This window comes from Gottfriedia solisilvae, from assembly GCF_002128405.1.
Classification (GTDB): Bacteria; Bacillota; Bacilli; order Bacillales; family Bacillaceae_G; genus Gottfriedia; species Gottfriedia solisilvae.
On the sequence record NZ_NETJ01000002.1, the window covers coordinates 417831 to 437336 of the forward strand.

Here is a 19506-nt window from a genome sequence, read left to right on the forward strand (position 1 = left end):
TTAGATCAGGGGGAATGATTTGATGGAGAAAGATTGGAGTCACTTACTTGAAAAAATGCCTTTACGCTTAGCGCCTAGTATGGCGAAAGATCACCCAAATTTACCAGTTGTTAAAGAAGAAGGTTGTTACTACTACGGTGTTGATGGGAAGCAATATTTAGATTTTACTTCTGGTATTGCAACTACAAATGTTGGACACCGTCACCCAAAAGTAGTACAGGCTATAAAAGATGGAGCAGATTCATTAGCGCATGGACCATCAGGCGTTATAATCTATGAATCTATTTTAAAATTAGCTGATCAATTAGCAGAAATACTACCAGGAGACTTAGATACATTCTTCTTTGGTAATAGTGGTACAGAAGCAATTGAAGGAGCTATAAAATTAGCCAAACACGCGACAAAGCGCCCGTATGTCGTTTCATTTATTGGTTGTTTTCACGGTCGTTCAATGGGGGCATTAAGTGTCACGACTTCAAAAAGTAAATATCGTAAATTTCTAAATCCTTCTGGTTCATACCAGATTCCATATGCAAATGTTTCAGAATGTCCTGAAGGAATGGATGAAGAAATATTTGTTGTAGATCGTTTAGAAAAAGATTTTAAAAGACTATTTAATCATCAAGTAACACCAGAAGAAGTTGCAGCAGTAATTGTAGAACCTGTATTAGGAGAAGGCGGATATGTGGTTCCTCCTAAAGCATGGTTGAAAAAGATCCGTGAAATCTGTGATCAACACGATATTTTATTAATATTCGATGAAGTACAGACTGGATTTGGTCGTACAGGTAATTGGTTTGCAGCTCATACATTTGATGTAACACCTGATATTATGGCAATTGCTAAAGGGATTGCAAACGGGATCCCGTTAAGTGCGACTGTGGCATCTAATGAATTAATGAAACAGTGGCCACTAGGTAGTCATGGGACAACTTTTGGTGGAAATCCAATTGCATGCTCGGCTGCACTTGCTGTACTAGAAATTATTAAAGAAGAAAAATTATTAGAAAATACAAAAGAGGTTGGGGCTTATGCTGTTGAGAAATTGCATGAGTTAAAGAAAAAGCACCCAGTAATTGGAGATATTCGTTCAATCGGTTTAATGATCGGGATTGAAATCATCAATCCATCAACAAAAGAACCGAATGGGGATGGCTTATTTAAAATTCTTGATATCGCTTTAGAAAAAGGAGTTTTATTCTATTTCTGCGGAAATAACAGCGAAGTGATTAGAATGATCCCACCTTTAACAGTAACAAAAGGTCAAATTGATGATGGGCTAAACATCCTAGATGAAGCACTAACTGAATATGAGCAATCAATTGGCTATGAATTATTTGAAACAAAAGGCATTGGTTTCTAAACCAGTGCTTTTTATCTAAATTTACAAAAACGAACAGTAATAAAAGTCGAAAAAATAAAGGAGTACTAATATATGAACTTAGATTTCTCGCAAATCGTTCCTTCGATCCCGTATATCTTAGCTGGATTAAAATTAACCATACTAGTTGTTGTATGTTCAATTTTATTAGGTTTAGTTTTAGCAATTCTTCTTGCATTAATGAAAATTAGTCGTTCTAAATGGTTAGTATTAATTGCAGATTTTTATACATCAATCTTCCGTGGTACGCCAATGGTTTTACAATTAATGATTATATATTTTGGTCTTCCACAAATAATTGGTTTTGAAATAGAACAATTTCCAGCAGCAGTTTTAGCCTTTGGGTTGAATTCGGGTGCATATGTCTCGGAAGTAATCCGTGCTGGGATCCAAGCAGTTGATAAAGGTCAACAAGAAGCAGCTTCTGCTCTTGGAATTCCGTATCGCAAAATGATGTCAAAAATCATTTTACCGCAGGCATTTAAAAATATTTTACCAGCACTAATGAATGAATTTATAACGTTAACGAAAGAATCAGCAATGGTAACCGTAATTGGTGCGTCCGATTTAATGCGTAGAGCTTATTTAGTTGGTGGAGAATCGTATTCTTACATGGAACCATTAATCTTCGTAGCAGGGGTATACTATGTTTTAATTATGCTATTAACACTCCTAGGTAAAGCAGTTGAAAGGAGATTACGTACAAATGATTAAAATTAATGATTTATATAAAAGCTTTGGCAATGTGAATGTATTAAAAGGTATTACGACTACAATTGAAGAGGGGTCAGTTGTGGCTGTAATTGGACCCTCGGGTTCGGGTAAATCTACATTTTTAAGATGTATGAATTTATTAGAATCACCTACATCTGGTCAAATTTGGATGGATAATGTGGAAATTACAAACCCTAAAAGTAATATAATGAAAATTAGAGAAGATGTAGGAATGGTATTTCAACATTTCCACCTTTTCCCTCATATGACGGTTTTAGAAAATATTACGTATGCACCGATAAATGTTAAAGGCATCAGCAAAAGTAAAGCTGAAGAAATTGCGAAAGAATTACTTTTAAAAGTTGGTCTAAGTGAAAAGGCTGGGGTTTATCCACCGAAATTATCTGGTGGGCAAAAACAACGTGTTGCAATTGCTAGAGCACTTGCAATGGAACCGAAAGTAATGCTATTTGATGAACCAACATCAGCATTAGACCCTGAAATGGTTAAAGAAGTTCTAGAAGTAATGAAATCATTAGCTCATACTGGTATGACTATGGTGATCGTAACGCATGAGATGGGATTTGCGAAAGAAGTGGCAGACCGTATTCTTTTCTTAGATGAAGGAAAATTAGTGGAAGATGCTACACCAATTGAACTATTTACAAAACCAAAAACAGATCGAGCTAAGCTGTTTTTAGAAAAAATATTATAAGTTTAAGATAAAACTTAAAAAAACTTATGAAAAGGTAACTAATTAACTTATTAATTGGTTGCCTTTTTTTAATGAATTTATTATTTTTCAAACTTAAATAACTGTATAATAACATTTGGAATAATAGACTTTTAATAGAATGCGATTTATTTAAGAATTTATTAAAAACGGAATAGAAGAAACAAATATGAGTGAAAAAAGGAGTAAAAAGAATGACTGAAAATGTAAAACAGAGAAGAATCATTTTAGATTTAGCAGTTACATTAGATGGTTTTATTGAAGGGGAAAATGGTGAAATTGATTGGTGCATTATGGACCCAGAAATGGGTTTCACTGATTTTTTGAATGAAATAGATACGATTTTATATGGGAGAAAAAGCTATGATTTATGGGGACAATATACGCCACAACCGAAAGACTCAGATACTGAAAAAGAAATGTGGAAATTGGTTCATAGTAAGGAAAAGTATGTGTTTTCCAGATCAAAAAAAGAGGATCATCAAGCAAAATATATCACTGAAAATATTCTTGAAGAAATAATTAAATTGAAGAGTAAACCTGGTAAAGACATTTGGTTATATGGTGGCGCAAGTCTCATTACAACTTTTATTAATTTAGGGCTAGTAGATGAATTTAGATTATCTGTTCACCCTGTTATTTTGGGAGAAGGAAAACCGATGTTTATTGATATAAACAAAAGAGTGAATTTAAAAATGGTGAATACACGAACATTCTCTTCTGGTGTAGTGCAGCTAATCTATCATTTGGATCGAAATGAATAAATTAATCTATTCCAATGAAAACGTCAAAATAACTATGAATAGAAATTACTTAAGAAAGGGGAACCTAATTGGTTTTCCCTTTTATTTTTGGTTGCTTATATATCCGTTTTGAAATCATTCATGATAACAACTCGAAAGAATTCGAGTAATTTTTTTAGTTAAAATATACACTCTTAGAAGTATTTTCTTTCAATTACTCTATCTAAAAGAGAAATTTCATATTTTTTGTCATACGAAAACATTTTATTAATCTCTAACAAATGAAATACAATAAAAATAAGTTTCTGAATATTCTTTCGTTTTGTTAGGCTTTTCTAACTTTCTTCTTATTCTTTTTTGGACTTGTTTCTCTACTCATATTCAAGAAACAAAAAATTGAAGGGAGATATGTGAATGGAAATTGAAAAAAATAATGTAAAATCTGAAAGCGTTTACTCTGAAGTGGCGAAATCCCCAGAATTTAAAGAACTATTAAAAGCGAAAAGAAAATTTATTTTACCTATGTCAATTTTCTTTTTATGCTTTTACATCGCTTTACCGTTAATGACGTCTTATTCTAAAGTTCTAAATACGAAAGCGATTGGTGATATTACTTGGGCTTGGATTTTTGCTTTTGCGCAATTCATTATGACATGGGGATTGTGTATGATCTATCATAAAAAGGCAAAATCATTCGATGAAATGTCTGAAGGCATTGTAAAGAAGTTAAATAAGGGAGGAGAGTAATTTTGAATACGTATGCCTTTACGCTATTTTTAATCATTGTATTAGGGACACTCGTCATTACATATTACGCTTCTAAAAAAACGAAGGATGCAAAGGACTTTTACACTGCAGGTGGTGGTTTGACAGGCTGGCAAAATGGACTTGCAATTGCAGGTGACTATATGTCTGCTGCTTCATTTTTAGGTATAGCTGGTGCAATTGCTTTAACTGGATTTGATGGATTCTTCTATAGTATCGGCTTTTTAGTTGCTTATCTTGTCGTACTCTATTTGGTAGCAGAACCATTAAGGAATCTTGGTAAATACACTTTAGCGGATATGATTGCTGCAAGATTCGATCAAAGAAAAGTACGAGGTGTAGCAGCTTTAAATACAATGACAATTTCTATTTTCTATATGATTGCACAGCTAGTAGGTGCAGGCGCACTGATTAAATTATTATTAGGAATTGAGTATACAACTGCAGTATTAATTGTAGGTGTACTTATGACTGTGTATGTAATTTTTGGTGGTATGACAGCTACAAGTTGGGTGCAAATTGTAAAAGCTGTTCTCCTAATGCTTGGAACTTTAGTGATTTCAATTATCGTATTTGCAAAATTTGACTACAGTATTACAGAAATGTTTAGTCAAATGAAAACAGCAACTCCTCTTAAGGAAACTTTCTTAAATCCTGGTGTGAAATATACAAATGGCTTAGATACACTTTCGTTAAATTTAGCTCTTGTACTTGGTACTGCGGGCTTACCTCATATTCTTGTTAGATTCTTTACCGTACGAGATGCAAAAACAGCACGTAAATCGGTTGTATATGCTACGTGGTTGATTGGTGCTTTCTATATTATGACGATTTTCCTTGGTTTCGGAGCTGCAGCATTTGTAGGGAACGCAGAAATAATTAAAGCAAATCCAGCTGGAAACATGGCAGCACCATTATTAGCAGAAGTATTAGGCGGTAATTTCTTATTTGCCTTCGTTTCAGCAGTTGCATTCGCTACGATTTTAGCAGTAGTAGCAGGCTTAGTCTTAACAGCGGCATCTGCTTTTGCCCATGATTTCTATAATGAAATTCTAAGAAGAGGGAAGGCAACTGAAAAAGAACAAGTTTCAATGGCAAGATATGCATCTATTGGTGTTGCTATATTGTCAATCATTCTAGCGATTTTTGCACAATCATTAAACGTTGCGTTTTTAGTTTCATTAGCATTTGCAGTTGCTGCAAGTGCAAATCTACCAGTTATTTTATTTACAATTTATTGGAAACGGTTCAATACTACAGGAGCAATTGTGGGAATGTTAACAGGCTTGATTTCTGCGATTATTTTAGTAGCGATTAGCCCAAATATTTGGAGTCCTATTGAAGGAAAAGCTATTTTTGTTGGTGAACCTTTAATTAGTTTAACGAATCCAGGAATCATCTCTATTCCTTTAGGCTTTATTGCGGCATTTTTAGGTACAATCCTTTCTAGCAAAAAAGAAAGCGAAGCAAAGTTCGATGAGATTCTAGTTAAATCAAATACTGGTCACGGTGTTGAAGGTGTTTCATCTCATTAAACGATTAACAATTGATTCAGTCGTTAAAAAATTTAGTAGGAATATAAAAAGCTGAAGGAGTGGTTCCTTCAGCTTTTTATTTTATGTATTATTCCTCATTTTGTCTTAATTTTAATGGTTTTGTAGAAATAATACTTGCGATATTTTTACTAATCAGTTTGTTGTTTTTTCGATTTTCAATTCTAGCTTTTGCAATCTCAGCTAATTCTCTTTCTTCTTCAGTTTCTAAAATGATTGATGGAACTGGTACAGTTTTGTCATCTTTCATGCCTACAAATGTTAGGAATGAAGTAGCAGCAACTCGACGATCTCCAGTTAGAAGATTCTCTGCAATGGCTTTTACAAAGATAACCATTGATGATCTACCTGTTAAAACAATAAATGATTCATAAGATATACAATCTTGTTCAGTTACTGGATGTAAAAAGTCAACGTGATCGATTGACGCTGTTACACATTTTGTTCTTGCATGTCTAGAAGCAGTAATAGAAGCTGTCATATCCATATCAGCAAGAATTTTCCCCCCGAATAATGTACGGTGATTATTTAAATCAGTTGGGAATACGCGAATAATTAAAGTAGCACGAGATTCGTGGCAATATTTTGAACTCATAAGCTCACACCTTTTTTTAGATTATTTCTATTTTCACCAAACTAAAAAGCTGATAAGCATGGTTTTATAAAATAGAGTCATTGATAGAAATAGTTAATTCATAATAAAAGAGAATTAAAAACTGAAGAAAGTAAAATCATAGAACTAGGTGATTTTATGTATAGAATAGGTTCTCGAGTAGTGAAAACTGCATTAGGTAGCTCAGTGGCTATCTTTGTTGCTCAAACGCTTGGTTTAAGTTTCTACGCTTCAGCGGGCATATTAACAATACTTTGTATTCAACCAACTAAGAGACGATCTTTAGAAACAGTATTAAGACGATTCTTAGCATGCTTGTTAATTATAATGTTTTGTTTCATCATATTCCACTTAATAGGTTATAATCCCTTTGCCATTGGATTACTATTATTATTTTTTATCCCTACTTTGGTTTATTTAAAAATTCAAGAAGGGGTCATTTCCAGTGCTGTCATTATGCTCCATTTATATGGTTTAGAAAAAATGACATTATCAATCGTAGTCAATGAAATAAGCATTATTTTAGTTGGGATGGGTATTGCACTGTTATGTAATTTATATATGCCAAGTTTGGAGGACGAAATAAAAATATATAAAGAACAAATTGATTCGAAGTTTTGTTTTATATTCGAAAAGATTTCTATTTTTTTAAAAGATCCTTCCAGAAGCAGTCATTTAGTAGAATATGAAGAAACATGTGCTTTGCTAGAAAAAGCAAAAAAAGTGGCTAAACTCGAAATTGAAAACCATTATATACGAACGACAAACGATGAAGACTATGATTATTTTTTAATGAGAGAAAGACAGTTAGTCATTTTAAAAAGAATCATTAATACATTGTCAGTCATTCAAGTAAGTAACGAACAATCAGATATTTTAGCAAGTTTCTTCAAAGATTTATGCTATTCCTTAAATCCTAGAGTTACTGGTGTAATTTGTATTCATCAATTAGAAGAAATTTATAAAATGTTTCGATCAATGCCACTACCTCATACACCAGATGATTTGGAAACGAGGGCTGCCATATTGATGATCATTCATGAAATGGAAAGTTTTTTGGTTATGAAAGCTAAGTTTAAGGAAAAATACGCTAAAAGTGTTTAAGAGGGAGGGGTACTAATTGCTTAAGTTTGTTATTTCACTATTTCTTGTCATTAGTCCCGTTTGGCCACTTGGGCAAAACCCGAAGCTAGGCGATCCATTTATCATTATTAATAAAAAAGTAAATCAATTAGCTTTCATTGATGACGGGAAAATTCAAAAAGTATATAAAGTTGCAACAGGAAAAACAGCCGACTTGACACCTGAAGGCATGTTTAATGCTATATATAAAGCTAAGTTTCCTTATTGGAAGAAAAAAAATATTCCAGGAGGCGATCCCAAGAATCCATTGGGCTCGAGATGGATTGGGTTTGATGCATTAAACACTGACGGATCAATTTATGGAATACATGGTAATAATGATCCATCTTCTATTGGTAAATACATATCAAATGGTTGTGTAAGAATGCATACAAACGATGTAAATGAGCTTTATGACAAGACCCCATATGGAACTAAAGTATTTATTACAACTACCACTAAAACATTTGTTCAAATAGCGAAAGAAAAAGGAGCAATTAAATAAAGAAAAGGTTGCGTAAAACTAGAAAAATCCAGTTTCACGCAACCTTTTTTACTTGTTTATAGAAATGAAGAGATTCCTGCTAATAAAGTAGTCGCAAGCATTGAAATTAACATGATTATAACGACGATTTTTTGTGTTCTTTTTCTCATATGTTTATTACCACCTTACTAATTAAATAAACTTTCACTTTAAATTATTAAAAATTATACAAGTCTTGTCCCATTTTAGCATATGAATGATAGAAAAGCATTTGTTTTGAGGGAGAGGACAAGCAATGTTCACAAATATTGATCATATGGCAATTTGTGTAAAAGACTTAAATAATAGCATTTATAAATATGAAACTGAATTACAGCTAAATTGTTCTTATCGAGAAATTGTTGAAGAACAAGGTGTTGAAGTTGCATTCTTTGAAACGGAAAATGTAAATATTGAATTAATTCAGCCACTTTCTCCAAATAGCCCAGTTTATAAATATATTGAAAAAAAAGGCGAAGGATTGCACCATATTGCTTTTAGAGTTGAGAATATCGACGAAGCCATTACAGATTTAAAAAAACGTCAATTTCATTTGCTACAGGATACACCTCGAAAAGGTAGCCATGGTTCGAAAATATTTTTTATTCATCCGAAACAATTTGGAATGTTAATTGAAATTGTAGAAAAAGGAGAACTTTGAGATGAGTAAATATGATGCAATTTATGAATTGTATGAAAAAAAGTCTGAAGTTGAGCTTGGTGGAGGATATGAGCGGATTGAAAAACAACATGAACGAGGAAAATACACCGCTAGAGAACGGATCGAGCTGTTACTTGATGAGGATAGCTTTGTTGAGTTATATGGGTTTGTACAGCATCGTTGTACCGATTTTGGAATGGACGAACAAGGTGGTGCGTGTGATGGTGTCGTAACTGGATATGGGAAAATTAAAGGAAGAACAGTTTTTGTATTTTCACAGGATTTTACAGTGTTTGGTGGAGCACTAGGTGAAATGCATGCTAAAAAAATAAGTCAATTGATGGATATGGCAGTACAATGCAAGGCACCAATTATTGGATTAAATGATTCTGGTGGTGCACGGATACAAGAAGGGGTATTATCCTTAGATGGTTATGGTCACGTATTTTATCGCAATACGATTTATTCTGGAGTCGTCCCACAAATTTCCGTAATTATGGGACCATGTGCTGGAGGAGCAGTATATTCACCAGCAATTACTGATTTTGTCATCATGGTCAATGAAAGTAGTCAAATGTTTATAACAGGACCAAAGGTAATAGAGAGTGTGACTGGAGAAAAAATTTCTGCAGAAGATTTAGGTGGCGCAAAAGTTCACAATGAAATAAGTGGAAATGCACATTTTCAAGCGAAAACCGAAGAGGAAGCACTTCGTGTAGTTAGAAGTTTATTAGATTATTTACCTTCACATTGGGAAGAAAAAACACCTAGTTATTCAAAAAATGACAAAGATTTAGAAGATTTATTAGACTGTATTCCAGATGACAGTAGTCGCCCCTATGACGTGAAAAATATTGTTTCAATGATTGTAGATGATGATTCTTTCTTAGAAGTACAAAAAGATTTTGCTAAAAATTTAGTGATCGGATTTGCTAGGGTAGACGGAGAAGTTGTCGGGTTAGTTTGTAATCAACCGAAAGTAATGGCTGGGGGATTAGATATCCATTCAGCTGATAAGGGAGCGAGATTCATTCGTTTTTGTGATAGTTTTAATATTCCTCTTATTACATTTGTTGATGTTACTGGATTTTTTCCCGGTGTAAAACAAGAGCATGGAGGTATAATAAGACATGGTGCGAAGCTGTTATATGCATATTCTGAAGCGACGGTCCCAAAAATTACAGTTATAACTAGAAAAGCTTTTGGTGGTGCATATGTAGCTTTAAATAGTAAGTCAATTGGAGCGGATTTAGTTTTTGCTTGGCCAAATGCTGAAATTGCAGTGATGGGTGCTGCTGGAGCTGTTAATATACTTTATGGCAAGGAAATCAGTCAGAGTGAAAAACCTGAAGTACTACGAGCTGAATGGATGGACCAATACAAAGAAAAATTCTCTAATCCATATGTAGCAGCAAAATATGGTTTAGTAGACGATGTGATTGATCCTCGTGATACTCGTAAAAAGTTGATTCAGTCATTAGAAGTATTAAAAACGAAAAATGAAAAGCGCCCAGCCAAAAAACATGGTAATATACCCTTATAGACATTTTTCTACATACTTTTATTGGAGGCGTATCATATATGATTAATGAACAACGTATAGTTGACGAGTTTTTAGAATTAGTACAAGTTGACTCTGAAACTAAGTTTGAAGCTGAAATTGCAAAGGTTTTAAAACAAAAATTAGAAGCACTTGGAATGAATGTATTTGAAGATGACACAATGGGTGTGACTGGTCATGGTGCTGGTAACATTGTTGCAACTATTCCTGCTACTAAAGAAGGAGTAGATGGTATTTTCTTCTCATGTCATATGGATACAGTAACACCAGGTAAAGGCATCAAACCTTCAATCGTTGATGGTAAAGTAGTAACTGATGGCACAACAATTCTTGGTGCTGATGATAAAGCTGGAATCGCTGCATTTTTAGAAGCGGTTAAAGTAATCAAGGAACAAAATATCGAACATGGTGAAATTCAATTTATCATTTCAGTTGGTGAAGAATCAGGATTACATGGTGCAAAAGCTATGGATCCAAAATTAATCACAACTAAATTTGGCTATGCTTTAGATAGCGATGAAGAAGTAGGAAATATCATCGTTGCTGCTCCAACTCAAGCGAAAGTAATCGCTACGATTTACGGAAAAACTGCTCATGCTGGTGTAGCTCCTGAAAAAGGTGTTTCTGCAATTACAATCGCTTCAAAAGCTATTGCTAGAATGCCATTAGGTCGTATTGACGAAGAAACAACTGCTAATATTGGTCGTTTCGAGGGCGGAAGTGCAACAAACATCGTTTGTGATCAAGTGAATATTCTTGCAGAAGCTCGTTCATTAATTGGCGAGAAAATGGAAGCGCAAGTTGCTAAAATGAAGGCTGCATTTGAAGAAGCAGCATCTGAAATGGGTGGACGTGCGGAAGTTGAAGTTCAAATTATGTATCCAGGATTCAAATTTGGTGAAGGTGATCATGTTGTAGAAGTAGCAAAACGTGCTGCTGAAGCAATCGGTCGTACTCCAGCATTACAACAAAGTGGCGGTGGTTCTGATGCCAATGTATTTGCAGGACACGGCTTCCCAATTGTAAACTTAGCAATTGGTTATGAAGAAATCCACACAACAAATGAAAAAATGCCAATCAAAGAATTAGTTAAATCTGCTGAAATGGTTGTAGCAATTGTTAAAGAAGTAGCTAAATAATAATAAAAAAGACGAAACGTTTGTTTCGTCTTTTTTTATTGATTAAAAGATACAACTTTATATAAATCGTTTGTATATTCGAGAATGGTGATACTTGAGTTTTTAATTTCAACTTGAATATCTACATCTTCGGAAAATTTTTTAACAATATTTCTAATAATATTTCCATGTGTGACAAGTAGAATATTTTCAACTTGATTCAAGCTTTCAGAAACGACTTCATTTAAACCTTTTTCTAATCGTTCCCATAGTTCGTGATAATCTTCTGCATGATGATATGGATCAGACTTTTTGATGAAATTCGTTATTTCTTCAAGTGAATGATTACGAAACATTTCTTTAAAGCTGCCATAACCTTGGTCACTTGCTACCTTACCCAATGCAACCTCCGAAAATTCTCCCTCAAAACTACCGAAAAATGTTTCCCGGAATGCTTTTCTTTTTTGAACGACAGGAATATTGAATTGATTTTGTTTAAGTAGTATTTCAGCAGTTTCAACTGTACGACCAGAATCACTTGTATATACACGATCGAAATGGATAGTAGAAAGCTTTTTGCCAGCTTCAATGGCCACTAACTTACCTTCTTCCGTTAAAGGACTATCAGCCCAACCTTGCATTCTTTTGTATCGATTTAAATATGTTTCCCCATGTCTAATACAGTATAAATTTATTTTCTTTTCGATCGGAAACACCTCATTTATAAATGTTTAGTTTTATACATATTTTATAATTCTCAGTATTTTAAAACAAATCATTTGAAAAATGATTAAGAAAAATTCGAATCAAATAATGAATAAGCTTGCGTGGGACTACTTATGAATTTCAAAAGCGAAAAAGGAAACTATAAGATACCTACTTTAAAAAATAATTAGTAACAACAATACATATTTTAAATATTATACTAATAAAACGTTATGAATGTTTATTTAAAATCTGTTTTATGTTGATATAATTGTATTTTTGTTAAGAATTTTTTATAAAATGAATTTATTAACTACATTTTTGTTATTGTGATATAATGTCGTTATCTTACAAAACATGAATCCTTTTTCACTTATAAGTTAAAATAAAGTGAATGATGGGGGGGAGAGTAATGAAGCCTAATCTTACTCCTATTAAAAAGCAAAAAAATAGAAAATACTATTTTACAATCCAAAAGAAATTTTGGTTTAGTCACACGATGTCCTTCATGTGGTTAATACTTTCTATATATTTATCTTTACCATGGTTATATGATTTATCTGATATTGTGACGATGCCTGGTGCAATTTTTATTATCACTGGAATCGCTTATATCCCTGGATATATGAGTGCATTTTTAATCGTTAGTTTGATTTTAGATAGGCAACCTAATTTTAAGAATGAGTTTCCAACTGAATCAGTTACGTTACTAATTGCGGCTTATAATGAAGAGAAAGGCATTTATCAAACTTTAAAGTATGTTACAGACCAAGATTATACTGGTGAGATACAAGTGATTGTGATTAATAATAACTCCTCAGATAAAACGACTGAAGAAGTATTAAGAGCCAAAAAGGAATTAAAAGCTAACATCTCAATTTTACATGAACCAAATCCAGGAAAATTTAATGCTTTAAATACAGGTTTACAATATGTGCAAACGCCATATGTTATTACATTAGATGCTGACACTTTAATTCACCCATCGGCAGTTCGTTATTTAGTTTCAAGAATTAAAAGTAGTCCTGAAGATGTTTGTGCTGTAGCCGGATCAATGCTTGTACGAAATAGTCGTGAAACAATTTGGACGAAAATTCAGGAATGGGATTATTTTTTAGGAATTGCTTCAATCAAAAGATTGCAAGGGTTATATCAAGGAACATTAGTTGCACAGGGGGCATTTAGTTTATACAAAACCCCATGTGTACAAGAAGTCGGCGGTTGGCCAGATGCAATTGGTGAAGATATTGTTTTAACTTGGAGACTGTTACAAAAGGAATGGAAAGTATACTTTGAGCCTTTAGCAGTAGCATTTACAGATGCACCTACAACCCTTGCTCATTTCGCAAAACAACGCTCAAGATGGGCAAGAGGAATGGTTGAAGGATTAAAAGAAATAAAACCTTGGCAGCAACCACAAGTTTATACAAGATACCTTACTGGGATTAACTTACTAATGCTATATTTAGATTTAGTATATACATTATGTTGGCTACCAGGCTTAGTTTTAGCTTTTTTCGGTATACACTGGATTGTCGGACCAATGACCTTATTGGTTTTACCTCTTACATTTGTTAGCTATTCAATACTTTATTTATATCAAAAGCATTATGTTTTTAGACATTTAAATTTAAGAATAAGAATTAACAAGTTAGGTTTTATATTGTTTATTCTTTTTTATCAAATGATTATGTCTCCTGTTTCATTATATGGATATTTACAAGAATTCTTCAAATTAAGACGAGTTTGGAAGTAAAAGCATTTAACATAGTTAAATGCTTTTTTTAATTCATAAAAAAATAAAACCACTGTCAAAAGACAGTGGTTAGATGATGAGCTTAATTTGATTCTTTTTTAGAGTTATCTAATTTCATTTTTAATTGAATTTCTTGATCAGCGATAATATCGTCATCTTCCGCATTATCACGAACTACTTTTTGAGTTAGAATTGCACCAACAGCCACTAATAACATAACCGCGATATAATATCCTTTTTCATTAAGTTCCATGTCTGCATTATATAATCCGATACAAAATAAAAGTACACCTGCTACTAAAGTAAAGTAAGATAAAACTGTAAATGCTACTGTGTTGCGTCTTCGGTGTTTCTGCAAAATTAATCACTCTCCGTATAAATATAAATGCCTTTTCTTTGGACAGCTAACGTAAAAAAACGATAATTTCTAAAAATCAAAATAATATGGAAACTGTCCTTCTATTATTATATAAGATTTTGATATTAAATAGTAATAAAATTGTAATCTATTAACTTTTATTTTAATGTTTTTTTAATTTTAATGATTGTTTTAAAATAAAAATGGAAAAAGAAGGAATTTTATATTGAGAATTTAAATAATTAATAATAGACTGTTTTTTTTATCAAGTCTTAAAAATCAGATTTTATAAATTTTGGAGTGCATAATGGAAGATATTTTAATGTTTTTAAAAATCGTGATGTTTTTATTCCTTCTCATTTTTTTCATTTTCCTGTTTATTAATGTTGTTAGTTATTTTAAATCATTAAAAAAAATTCTATCAAATATTGAGGGAAAGCTTGATATGATCGCAAAAAAACAGAAAGATTCATGAGTGTTTTATTTAAAAAATAGCTCAATTAACGTTTAGTATGGATCGTGCAGACTATAGAGAAATTCAAAAGTAAAAGTAAGCAGAAAATACAGAGGAGAAATGTCCAAAATGAGTCATTCAAAATCTAGTATAGGTGGAATTGTCTTTGTTGGTTGTATGTTCTTAGGTGGGGGAATAGGATCTTTATTAGGAGAACCTCATTCTGGTTGGTTAATTGGTATGGGTGCAGGTTTTCTAGGTATGGCTTTGACAAGAGTTTGGATGAAATAAAGTAGCAACAAAGAAAAACCACTGTTCATTATTGAAAGTGGTTTGTTTTTTTTACACAAATTTTTATGATAAAAAACGATCTCGAATCTCTTTAGTAGGAATCATACATGTTTCACTTTTTCCAAAAAATCTATAACGATTAGATGCAAAAAGTTGATAAAAATAGTTGCGAATAGGTGCTGGAATTATGATAAAGATATAAAAAAATTTTGGCCAACCGTTTAACTTCTTTGAGATATGAAGTGCTGCGGTAGATTCCGTTTTGATGATACCATTTTGCAATAGAATGACTGAATCTATATCTTTCAGTGCGGGATTCGTTTCGATTAGTTCTTTTCCAATTGATGACTGGAGTGAAGCAAATTGAAATATGCCTTGTTTATCATGTTTAATGATAAATTGGACCGCGCTATTGCAGAAATTACATACTCCATCAAATAATATAATCGGTTTTTCTTCCACCTTAATGCTCCTATTATTTATTCTTGGTTTACCATGTGATAAGCAACATTTCTTAAATGTTGTAATAGTGGCTCTTTGATTTCTTCATCTAAATCTACATCGTCCATCGCTTTTGACATACAATCTAGCCAATCGTGTGCAAGTTCAATAGTGATTGGAAATGGTAAGTGTCTTGCTCTCATTCTAGGGTGACCACGTTCCATACTATAATATTGCGGTCCTCCTAAAAATTGTGTTAAAAATAGTTTTTGCTTACGTGCTGTTTCTTCCCAATCTCCCGGGAAAATTGGCGCAAGACGCTCGTGCTTTGATACATAAGAGTAAAAGGTATCAACAAGCTCCTCTAGTTTTTCTTTGCCTATATATTCGTACATCGTTTGATTTTGATTACTCAATGATTGATCCTCCAATAAAAACGTAATGTTTATATATTATATTTTAACGTTTTTTATTGTGTAAGAGAAGTAAAATAGATTATCTGGTGGATCTGTAAAATGAAAAGAAGAGTGTTGAATTCCACTTCAGGATGCTCGCTTTTCATGGGGTGGGCGCTCGGCCTCCTCGTCGCGTTCCCTCCTGTGGGGTCACAGCTGTCCCGCATCTCCCATAGGAGTCGAGCATCCTTCCGTTCCATTTAAATTAAGAACATAATTGCTTCTTAAATAAAAATATAATCTTATCTAAAGTCTTCCATTTAACCTCTTAAAAAAACACACTTGTATGCATTGGTTTACATTCATCACCCAAAACATAATTGTTTCTAAGGTCTTCAATTCAACTTCTTGAAATAAACACAATACTATCTAAATCCTCTAATACAGAACAATGTTGAATTCCATTTTAGAATGCTTGCTTTCCCATGCACAAATACATACTATTCTAGGAATTACAATTAATACTTTTTTGTTGTTTTATTGAATTCACTATATTTAATCTCTTTTCCTTAATGTGGTAGGATAATGAGTAGATATATTGTATTGGAGGTGTAGCAATGAATTCATGGGCCCCTAAGAGTGGAAAGGTTATTTTACATGTTGATATGAACTCTTTTTTTGCTTCAGTGGAAATTGCAAATGATCAATCATTAAAAGGTAAACCGGTTGTAGTAGCAGGTAATGAGAAGGAACGAAGAGGGATTATTGTAACGGCAAGTTATGAGGCGCGCGCTTTTGGGATTAGAGCTACAATGCCTTTATGGGAAGCTAGAAAAAAATGCCCTGAGATGATTGTTAAAACTCCAAATCATGAATTATATCGAAAAGTTTCAAGACAAATATTTGAAAAACTTGGTTCAATTAGTCCAAAAGTAGAAGTAGCTTCTATTGATGAAGGGTATATCGATATTACAGATTGTGAGGAGCTTGGACATCCGATTCAAATTGCTGAATCAATTCAAAAGATGCTACTACAAGAGTTAGATTTACCATGTAGTATCGGAATTGCTCCAAATAAATTTCTTGCGAAAACAGCATCTGATATGAAAAAACCACTTGGCATTACAGTTCTTCGTAAAAGAGATGTTCCTTTCATTTTATGGCCAAAAAATGTAGGAGAAATGAATGGCGTTGGACTAAAAACAGAAGAAAAATTACATTCGATTGGAATTTTTACTATTGAAGATTTAGCGAAATCTAATGAAGAGAAAATACATGAGTTACTTGGAATCAATGGAATTTCTTTAAGAAATAAAGCAAATGGAATTGATGATCGAGAGGTTGATCCAAGTCGTATGCTTTCTTATAAAACAATTGGACACTCAACAACATTTTCAACTGATATTATAGAAGAACCTACGATAGCTGAAAAATTCGAAAGCCTTTCAAATAGAGTTGGTGATAAATTAAAGAAAAAGGGATTAATTGCTGATACTTTAACAATCACTCTTCGATTTAGAGACCGTAAAACAATTAATAGAAGTAAAAAATTAATTTCACCTATTCAAGAGGGATCTGAAATCTTTAAGGAAGCTATGGATCTTTGGAAAAAACATTGGAATGGCGAACCATTACGATTAATAGGAGTAACTTTGTCGCAGTTAAACCCAGTAGATGAAGTCTCAAAACAATTAGACCTTTTCTCCTTTGAAAAAGATGCAAAACAAGAACCATTATTTGAAACACTACACAAATTACAGAGTAAATTTGGAGAACAAGTAATTGGACTTGGAAGACAAAAAAAGAAGAAAATTGATCGGAATAATATACTGGATATACTAAAGTCAACTGAATAGTTAAAGTTAGGATCTTTTTAAAAGATCCTTTTTTTTATGAGTAGGGTTTTGACCAAAATTGTCGAATGTATTAAAAGAATTCATTTGTTTGTTTATACATAATAATTCACACATTTTTAGTAGTATGGAGGAAAACGCATGTTATCAAAAATGAAAATTATGAATCAAATATACCCATCAAATCGTAATGTTGTTTACGCAAAGAATGGAATGGTAGCGACTTCCCAACCGTTAGCAGCACAGGCTGGTTTAGACATATTAAAAATGGGTGGAAATGCTGTAGATGCTGCAATTGCTACAGCTGCTTGCTTAACGGTAGTAGAGCCAACTTCAAATGGAATTGGTGGAGACAATTTCGCATTAGTTTGGATGAAGGACCGATTGTATGGTTTAGATTCAAGCGGACCTGCACCAAAGGATATTTCAATTGAAAAGTTAAAAGAATTAGGATACGATAAAATGCCTAAATTTGGTTGGATCCCAGTTACTGTACCTGGTGCTCCTGCAGGTTGGGCTGAACTTTCAAAACGCTTTGGTAATTTACCACTAAAAGAAGTTTTAAAGCCTGCAATAAACTACGCAAGAAATGGCTTCCCAGTTTCACCAACATTAGGAAAGTTTTGGAAAAGAGCTTTTGAAATATATAAAAAACAATGTACTTCTTTAGAATTTGAAACATGGTTTGAAACATTTGCACCTAATGGACTTGCTCCTGAAGTAGGAGAGATGTGGTCATCATTAGATCATGCAAATACATTAGAAAGTATTGGAAATACAAACGGTGCTTCGTTTTATAGTGGAGAACTTGCTGATAAAATTGTTGCTTCAAGTAAAGAGTATGGCGGATTTTTATCGAAGGAAGATTTAATGGCATTTAAACCTAAATGGGTAGAACCAATTAGTGTTCAATACAGGGGTTATGACGTGTGGGAAATTCCTCCTAGTGGTCAAGGAATCGTTGCACTAATGGCATTAAATATATTAAAAAATGAACAGTTTACCGAGAAAGAATCTATATCTACTTATCATAAACAATTAGAATCGATGAAATTAGCTTTCTCATGTGGAAAAGAATATATCACCGATCCAAATTTTATGAAGGTGACAATAGATGAGTTATTAAGTGAACAATATGGAAAAGCACGATATTCAGAAATAAATGAAACAGCAAGTCTGCCAATACCAGGGAAGCCTTCAAGTGGAGGTACGGTGTATTTAGCAACTGCTGATGGTGAGGGGAATATGGTTTCATTTATCCAAAGCAATTATATGGGATTTGGTTCTGGTATTGTTGTGCCTGGAACTGGTATCGCGCTTCAAAATAGGGGCCATGACTTTAGTTTAAATGAACTAGATGCAAATGCACTTCAAGGTGGAAAAAAGACATATCATACGATTATTCCTGGATTCTTAACAAAGAATAATAATGCGATAGGACCATTTGGTGTAATGGGTGGGTACATGCAACCGCAAGGCCATGTACAAGTAATCATGAATAGTATTGATTTTCATTTAAATCCTCAAGAGGCTCTAGATGCACCAAGATGGCAATGGATAGAGGGGAAACAGATAGAGGTTGAACCAAATTTCCCAACTGAAATTGTTAAACAGTTAATAGAAAAAGGACATGACATTAGAATTGCAAAAGATACAGGCAGTTTTGGACGTGGTCAAATCATTTGGAGAAACAACGAAACTGGTGTGTTAATGGGTGGTACTGAATCTAGAACGGATGGAAGTATTGCTAGTTGGTAAAAGGAAGT

The 19506-nt window shown here is 33.2% G+C and carries 21 protein-coding genes; 15 read left to right on the forward strand and 6 right to left on the reverse strand.

The window, feature by feature from the left end; genetic code table 11:
• Positions 1-22: 22 nt before the first annotated feature.
• The 6 genes from CAB05_RS06515 (at position 23) to CAB05_RS06540 (ending at position 5871) form a co-directional block, all read left to right on the forward strand.
• On the forward strand, positions 23-1363 hold the full coding sequence (locus CAB05_RS06515; protein WP_087999014.1) for an aspartate aminotransferase family protein: 1341 nt from the start codon (positions 23-25) through the stop codon (positions 1361-1363).
• Between the two features lie 72 nt (positions 1364-1435).
• Positions 1436-2095: an amino acid ABC transporter permease gene (locus CAB05_RS06520; RefSeq protein WP_087999015.1), complete on the forward strand. Its 660-nt coding sequence runs from the start codon at positions 1436-1438 to the stop codon at positions 2093-2095.
• Positions 2088-2810: an amino acid ABC transporter ATP-binding protein gene (locus CAB05_RS06525; protein ID WP_087999016.1), complete on the forward strand. Its 723-nt coding sequence runs from the start codon at positions 2088-2090 to the stop codon at positions 2808-2810. The genes CAB05_RS06520 and CAB05_RS06525 overlap by 8 nt, the downstream gene beginning before the upstream one ends.
• 212 nt (positions 2811-3022) lie before the next feature.
• Positions 3023-3592 (forward strand): dihydrofolate reductase family protein, encoded by a 570-nt coding sequence (locus CAB05_RS06530; RefSeq protein WP_087999017.1) that lies wholly within the window; start codon positions 3023-3025, stop codon positions 3590-3592.
• 393 nt (positions 3593-3985) lie between these two features.
• On the forward strand, positions 3986-4318 hold the full coding sequence (locus CAB05_RS06535) for a DUF485 domain-containing protein (protein ID WP_087999018.1): 333 nt from the start codon (positions 3986-3988) through the stop codon (positions 4316-4318).
• A gap of 2 nt (positions 4319-4320) precedes the next feature.
• Positions 4321-5871 carry a solute symporter family protein gene (locus tag CAB05_RS06540; protein WP_087999019.1) on the forward strand — a complete coding sequence of 517 codons (1551 nt, stop codon included), beginning with the start codon at positions 4321-4323 and terminating at the stop codon, positions 5869-5871.
• Between the two features lie 88 nt (positions 5872-5959).
• Here the strand turns inward: CAB05_RS06540 and CAB05_RS06545 are convergent, their stop codons facing one another.
• Complete coding sequence (locus CAB05_RS06545; protein ID WP_087999020.1) at positions 5960-6484, reverse strand: acyl-CoA thioesterase; 525 nt, start codon at positions 6482-6484, stop codon at positions 5960-5962.
• A 156-nt stretch (positions 6485-6640) separates the two neighbouring features.
• On the opposite strand from CAB05_RS06545, the gene CAB05_RS06550 reads away from it, so the two are divergent.
• A complete protein-coding gene (locus tag CAB05_RS06550) occupies positions 6641-7606 on the forward strand; it encodes an aromatic acid exporter family protein (protein WP_087999021.1) in 966 nt (321 codons plus the stop codon).
• Between the two features lie 16 nt (positions 7607-7622).
• Complete coding sequence (locus CAB05_RS06555; RefSeq protein ID WP_087999022.1) at positions 7623-8129, forward strand: L,D-transpeptidase; 507 nt, start codon at positions 7623-7625, stop codon at positions 8127-8129.
• A 56-nt stretch (positions 8130-8185) separates the two neighbouring features.
• Here the strand turns inward: CAB05_RS06555 and prli42 are convergent, their stop codons facing one another.
• Positions 8186-8278, reverse strand: coding sequence for a stressosome-associated protein Prli42 (gene prli42, locus CAB05_RS22055; protein ID WP_087999023.1), 93 nt, complete (start codon positions 8276-8278; stop codon positions 8186-8188).
• 125 nt (positions 8279-8403) lie between these two features.
• Between prli42 and mce the strand changes: the two genes are divergently transcribed.
• The 3 genes from mce to CAB05_RS06575 are packed head-to-tail and all read left to right on the forward strand — an operon-like array spanning position 8404 to position 11508.
• On the forward strand, positions 8404-8808 hold the full coding sequence (gene mce, locus CAB05_RS06565) for a methylmalonyl-CoA epimerase (protein WP_087999024.1): 405 nt from the start codon (positions 8404-8406) through the stop codon (positions 8806-8808).
• 1 nt (position 8809) lies between these two features.
• Positions 8810-10351, forward strand: a complete 1542-nt coding sequence (locus CAB05_RS06570) for an acyl-CoA carboxylase subunit beta (RefSeq protein ID WP_087999025.1) — start codon at positions 8810-8812, stop codon at positions 10349-10351.
• 38 nt (positions 10352-10389) lie between these two features.
• Positions 10390-11508: a M20/M25/M40 family metallo-hydrolase gene (locus CAB05_RS06575; protein ID WP_087999026.1), complete on the forward strand. Its 1119-nt coding sequence runs from the start codon at positions 10390-10392 to the stop codon at positions 11506-11508.
• A gap of 35 nt (positions 11509-11543) precedes the next feature.
• On the opposite strand, the gene CAB05_RS06580 is transcribed toward CAB05_RS06575, so the two are convergent.
• Complete coding sequence (locus tag CAB05_RS06580) at positions 11544-12203, reverse strand: histidine phosphatase family protein (protein WP_158093192.1); 660 nt, start codon at positions 12201-12203, stop codon at positions 11544-11546.
• 401 nt (positions 12204-12604) lie between these two features.
• Between CAB05_RS06580 and CAB05_RS06585 the strand changes: the two genes are divergently transcribed.
• Positions 12605-13948, forward strand: coding sequence for a glycosyltransferase family 2 protein (locus tag CAB05_RS06585; RefSeq protein WP_087999028.1), 1344 nt, complete (start codon positions 12605-12607; stop codon positions 13946-13948).
• 82 nt (positions 13949-14030) lie between these two features.
• On the opposite strand, the gene CAB05_RS06590 is transcribed toward CAB05_RS06585, so the two are convergent.
• Positions 14031-14306, reverse strand: a complete 276-nt coding sequence (locus CAB05_RS06590; protein WP_087999029.1) for a YiaA/YiaB family inner membrane protein — start codon at positions 14304-14306, stop codon at positions 14031-14033.
• Between the two features lie 583 nt (positions 14307-14889).
• Between CAB05_RS06590 and CAB05_RS22295 the strand changes: the two genes are divergently transcribed.
• Complete coding sequence (locus CAB05_RS22295; protein ID WP_167374461.1) at positions 14890-15051, forward strand: hypothetical protein; 162 nt, start codon at positions 14890-14892, stop codon at positions 15049-15051.
• A 63-nt stretch (positions 15052-15114) separates the two neighbouring features.
• Here the strand turns inward: CAB05_RS22295 and CAB05_RS06595 are convergent, their stop codons facing one another.
• Both CAB05_RS06595 and CAB05_RS06600 read right to left on the reverse strand, forming a co-directional pair.
• Complete coding sequence (locus tag CAB05_RS06595; RefSeq protein WP_087999030.1) at positions 15115-15513, reverse strand: thiol-disulfide oxidoreductase DCC family protein; 399 nt, start codon at positions 15511-15513, stop codon at positions 15115-15117.
• 17 nt (positions 15514-15530) lie between these two features.
• Positions 15531-15887 carry a globin domain-containing protein gene (locus CAB05_RS06600; RefSeq protein WP_087999556.1) on the reverse strand — a complete coding sequence of 119 codons (357 nt, stop codon included), beginning with the start codon at positions 15885-15887 and terminating at the stop codon, positions 15531-15533.
• Between the two features lie 617 nt (positions 15888-16504).
• Between CAB05_RS06600 and CAB05_RS06605 the strand changes: the two genes are divergently transcribed.
• Both CAB05_RS06605 and ggt read left to right on the forward strand, forming a co-directional pair.
• Positions 16505-17743: a DNA polymerase IV gene (locus CAB05_RS06605; RefSeq protein ID WP_087999031.1), complete on the forward strand. Its 1239-nt coding sequence runs from the start codon at positions 16505-16507 to the stop codon at positions 17741-17743.
• 150 nt (positions 17744-17893) lie between these two features.
• Positions 17894-19498 carry a gamma-glutamyltransferase gene (ggt, locus tag CAB05_RS06610; RefSeq protein WP_087999557.1) on the forward strand — a complete coding sequence of 535 codons (1605 nt, stop codon included), beginning with the start codon at positions 17894-17896 and terminating at the stop codon, positions 19496-19498.
• The last annotated feature ends 8 nt before the right edge of the window (positions 19499-19506 follow it).

What these genes read in the sequence shown, in the direction of transcription:
- mce (WP_087999024.1), top strand. Translation starts at nt 8,404, where the DNA reads ATGTTCACAAATATTGATCATATGGCAATTTGTGTAAAAGACTTAAAT.
- prli42 (WP_087999023.1), bottom strand. Translation starts at nt 8,278, where the DNA reads ATGAGAAAAAGAACACAAAAAATCGTCGTTATAATCATGTTAATTTCA.
- CAB05_RS06530 (WP_087999017.1), top strand. Translation starts at nt 3,023, where the DNA reads ATGACTGAAAATGTAAAACAGAGAAGAATCATTTTAGATTTAGCAGTT.
- CAB05_RS06525 (WP_087999016.1), top strand. Translation starts at nt 2,088, where the DNA reads ATGATTAAAATTAATGATTTATATAAAAGCTTTGGCAATGTGAATGTA.
- CAB05_RS06520 (WP_087999015.1), top strand. Translation starts at nt 1,436, where the DNA reads ATGAACTTAGATTTCTCGCAAATCGTTCCTTCGATCCCGTATATCTTA.
- ggt (WP_087999557.1), top strand. Translation starts at nt 17,894, where the DNA reads ATGAAAATTATGAATCAAATATACCCATCAAATCGTAATGTTGTTTAC.
- CAB05_RS06550 (WP_087999021.1), top strand. Translation starts at nt 6,641, where the DNA reads ATGTATAGAATAGGTTCTCGAGTAGTGAAAACTGCATTAGGTAGCTCA.
- CAB05_RS06570 (WP_087999025.1), top strand. Translation starts at nt 8,810, where the DNA reads ATGAGTAAATATGATGCAATTTATGAATTGTATGAAAAAAAGTCTGAA.
- CAB05_RS06575 (WP_087999026.1), top strand. Translation starts at nt 10,390, where the DNA reads ATGATTAATGAACAACGTATAGTTGACGAGTTTTTAGAATTAGTACAA.
- CAB05_RS06605 (WP_087999031.1), top strand. Translation starts at nt 16,505, where the DNA reads ATGAATTCATGGGCCCCTAAGAGTGGAAAGGTTATTTTACATGTTGAT.
- CAB05_RS06515 (WP_087999014.1), top strand. Translation starts at nt 23, where the DNA reads ATGGAGAAAGATTGGAGTCACTTACTTGAAAAAATGCCTTTACGCTTA.
- CAB05_RS06585 (WP_087999028.1), top strand. Translation starts at nt 12,605, where the DNA reads ATGAAGCCTAATCTTACTCCTATTAAAAAGCAAAAAAATAGAAAATAC.
- CAB05_RS06600 (WP_087999556.1), bottom strand. Translation starts at nt 15,887, where the DNA reads ATGTACGAATATATAGGCAAAGAAAAACTAGAGGAGCTTGTTGATACC.
- CAB05_RS06545 (WP_087999020.1), bottom strand. Translation starts at nt 6,484, where the DNA reads ATGAGTTCAAAATATTGCCACGAATCTCGTGCTACTTTAATTATTCGC.
- CAB05_RS22295 (WP_167374461.1), top strand. Translation starts at nt 14,890, where the DNA reads ATGAGTCATTCAAAATCTAGTATAGGTGGAATTGTCTTTGTTGGTTGT.
- CAB05_RS06535 (WP_087999018.1), top strand. Translation starts at nt 3,986, where the DNA reads ATGGAAATTGAAAAAAATAATGTAAAATCTGAAAGCGTTTACTCTGAA.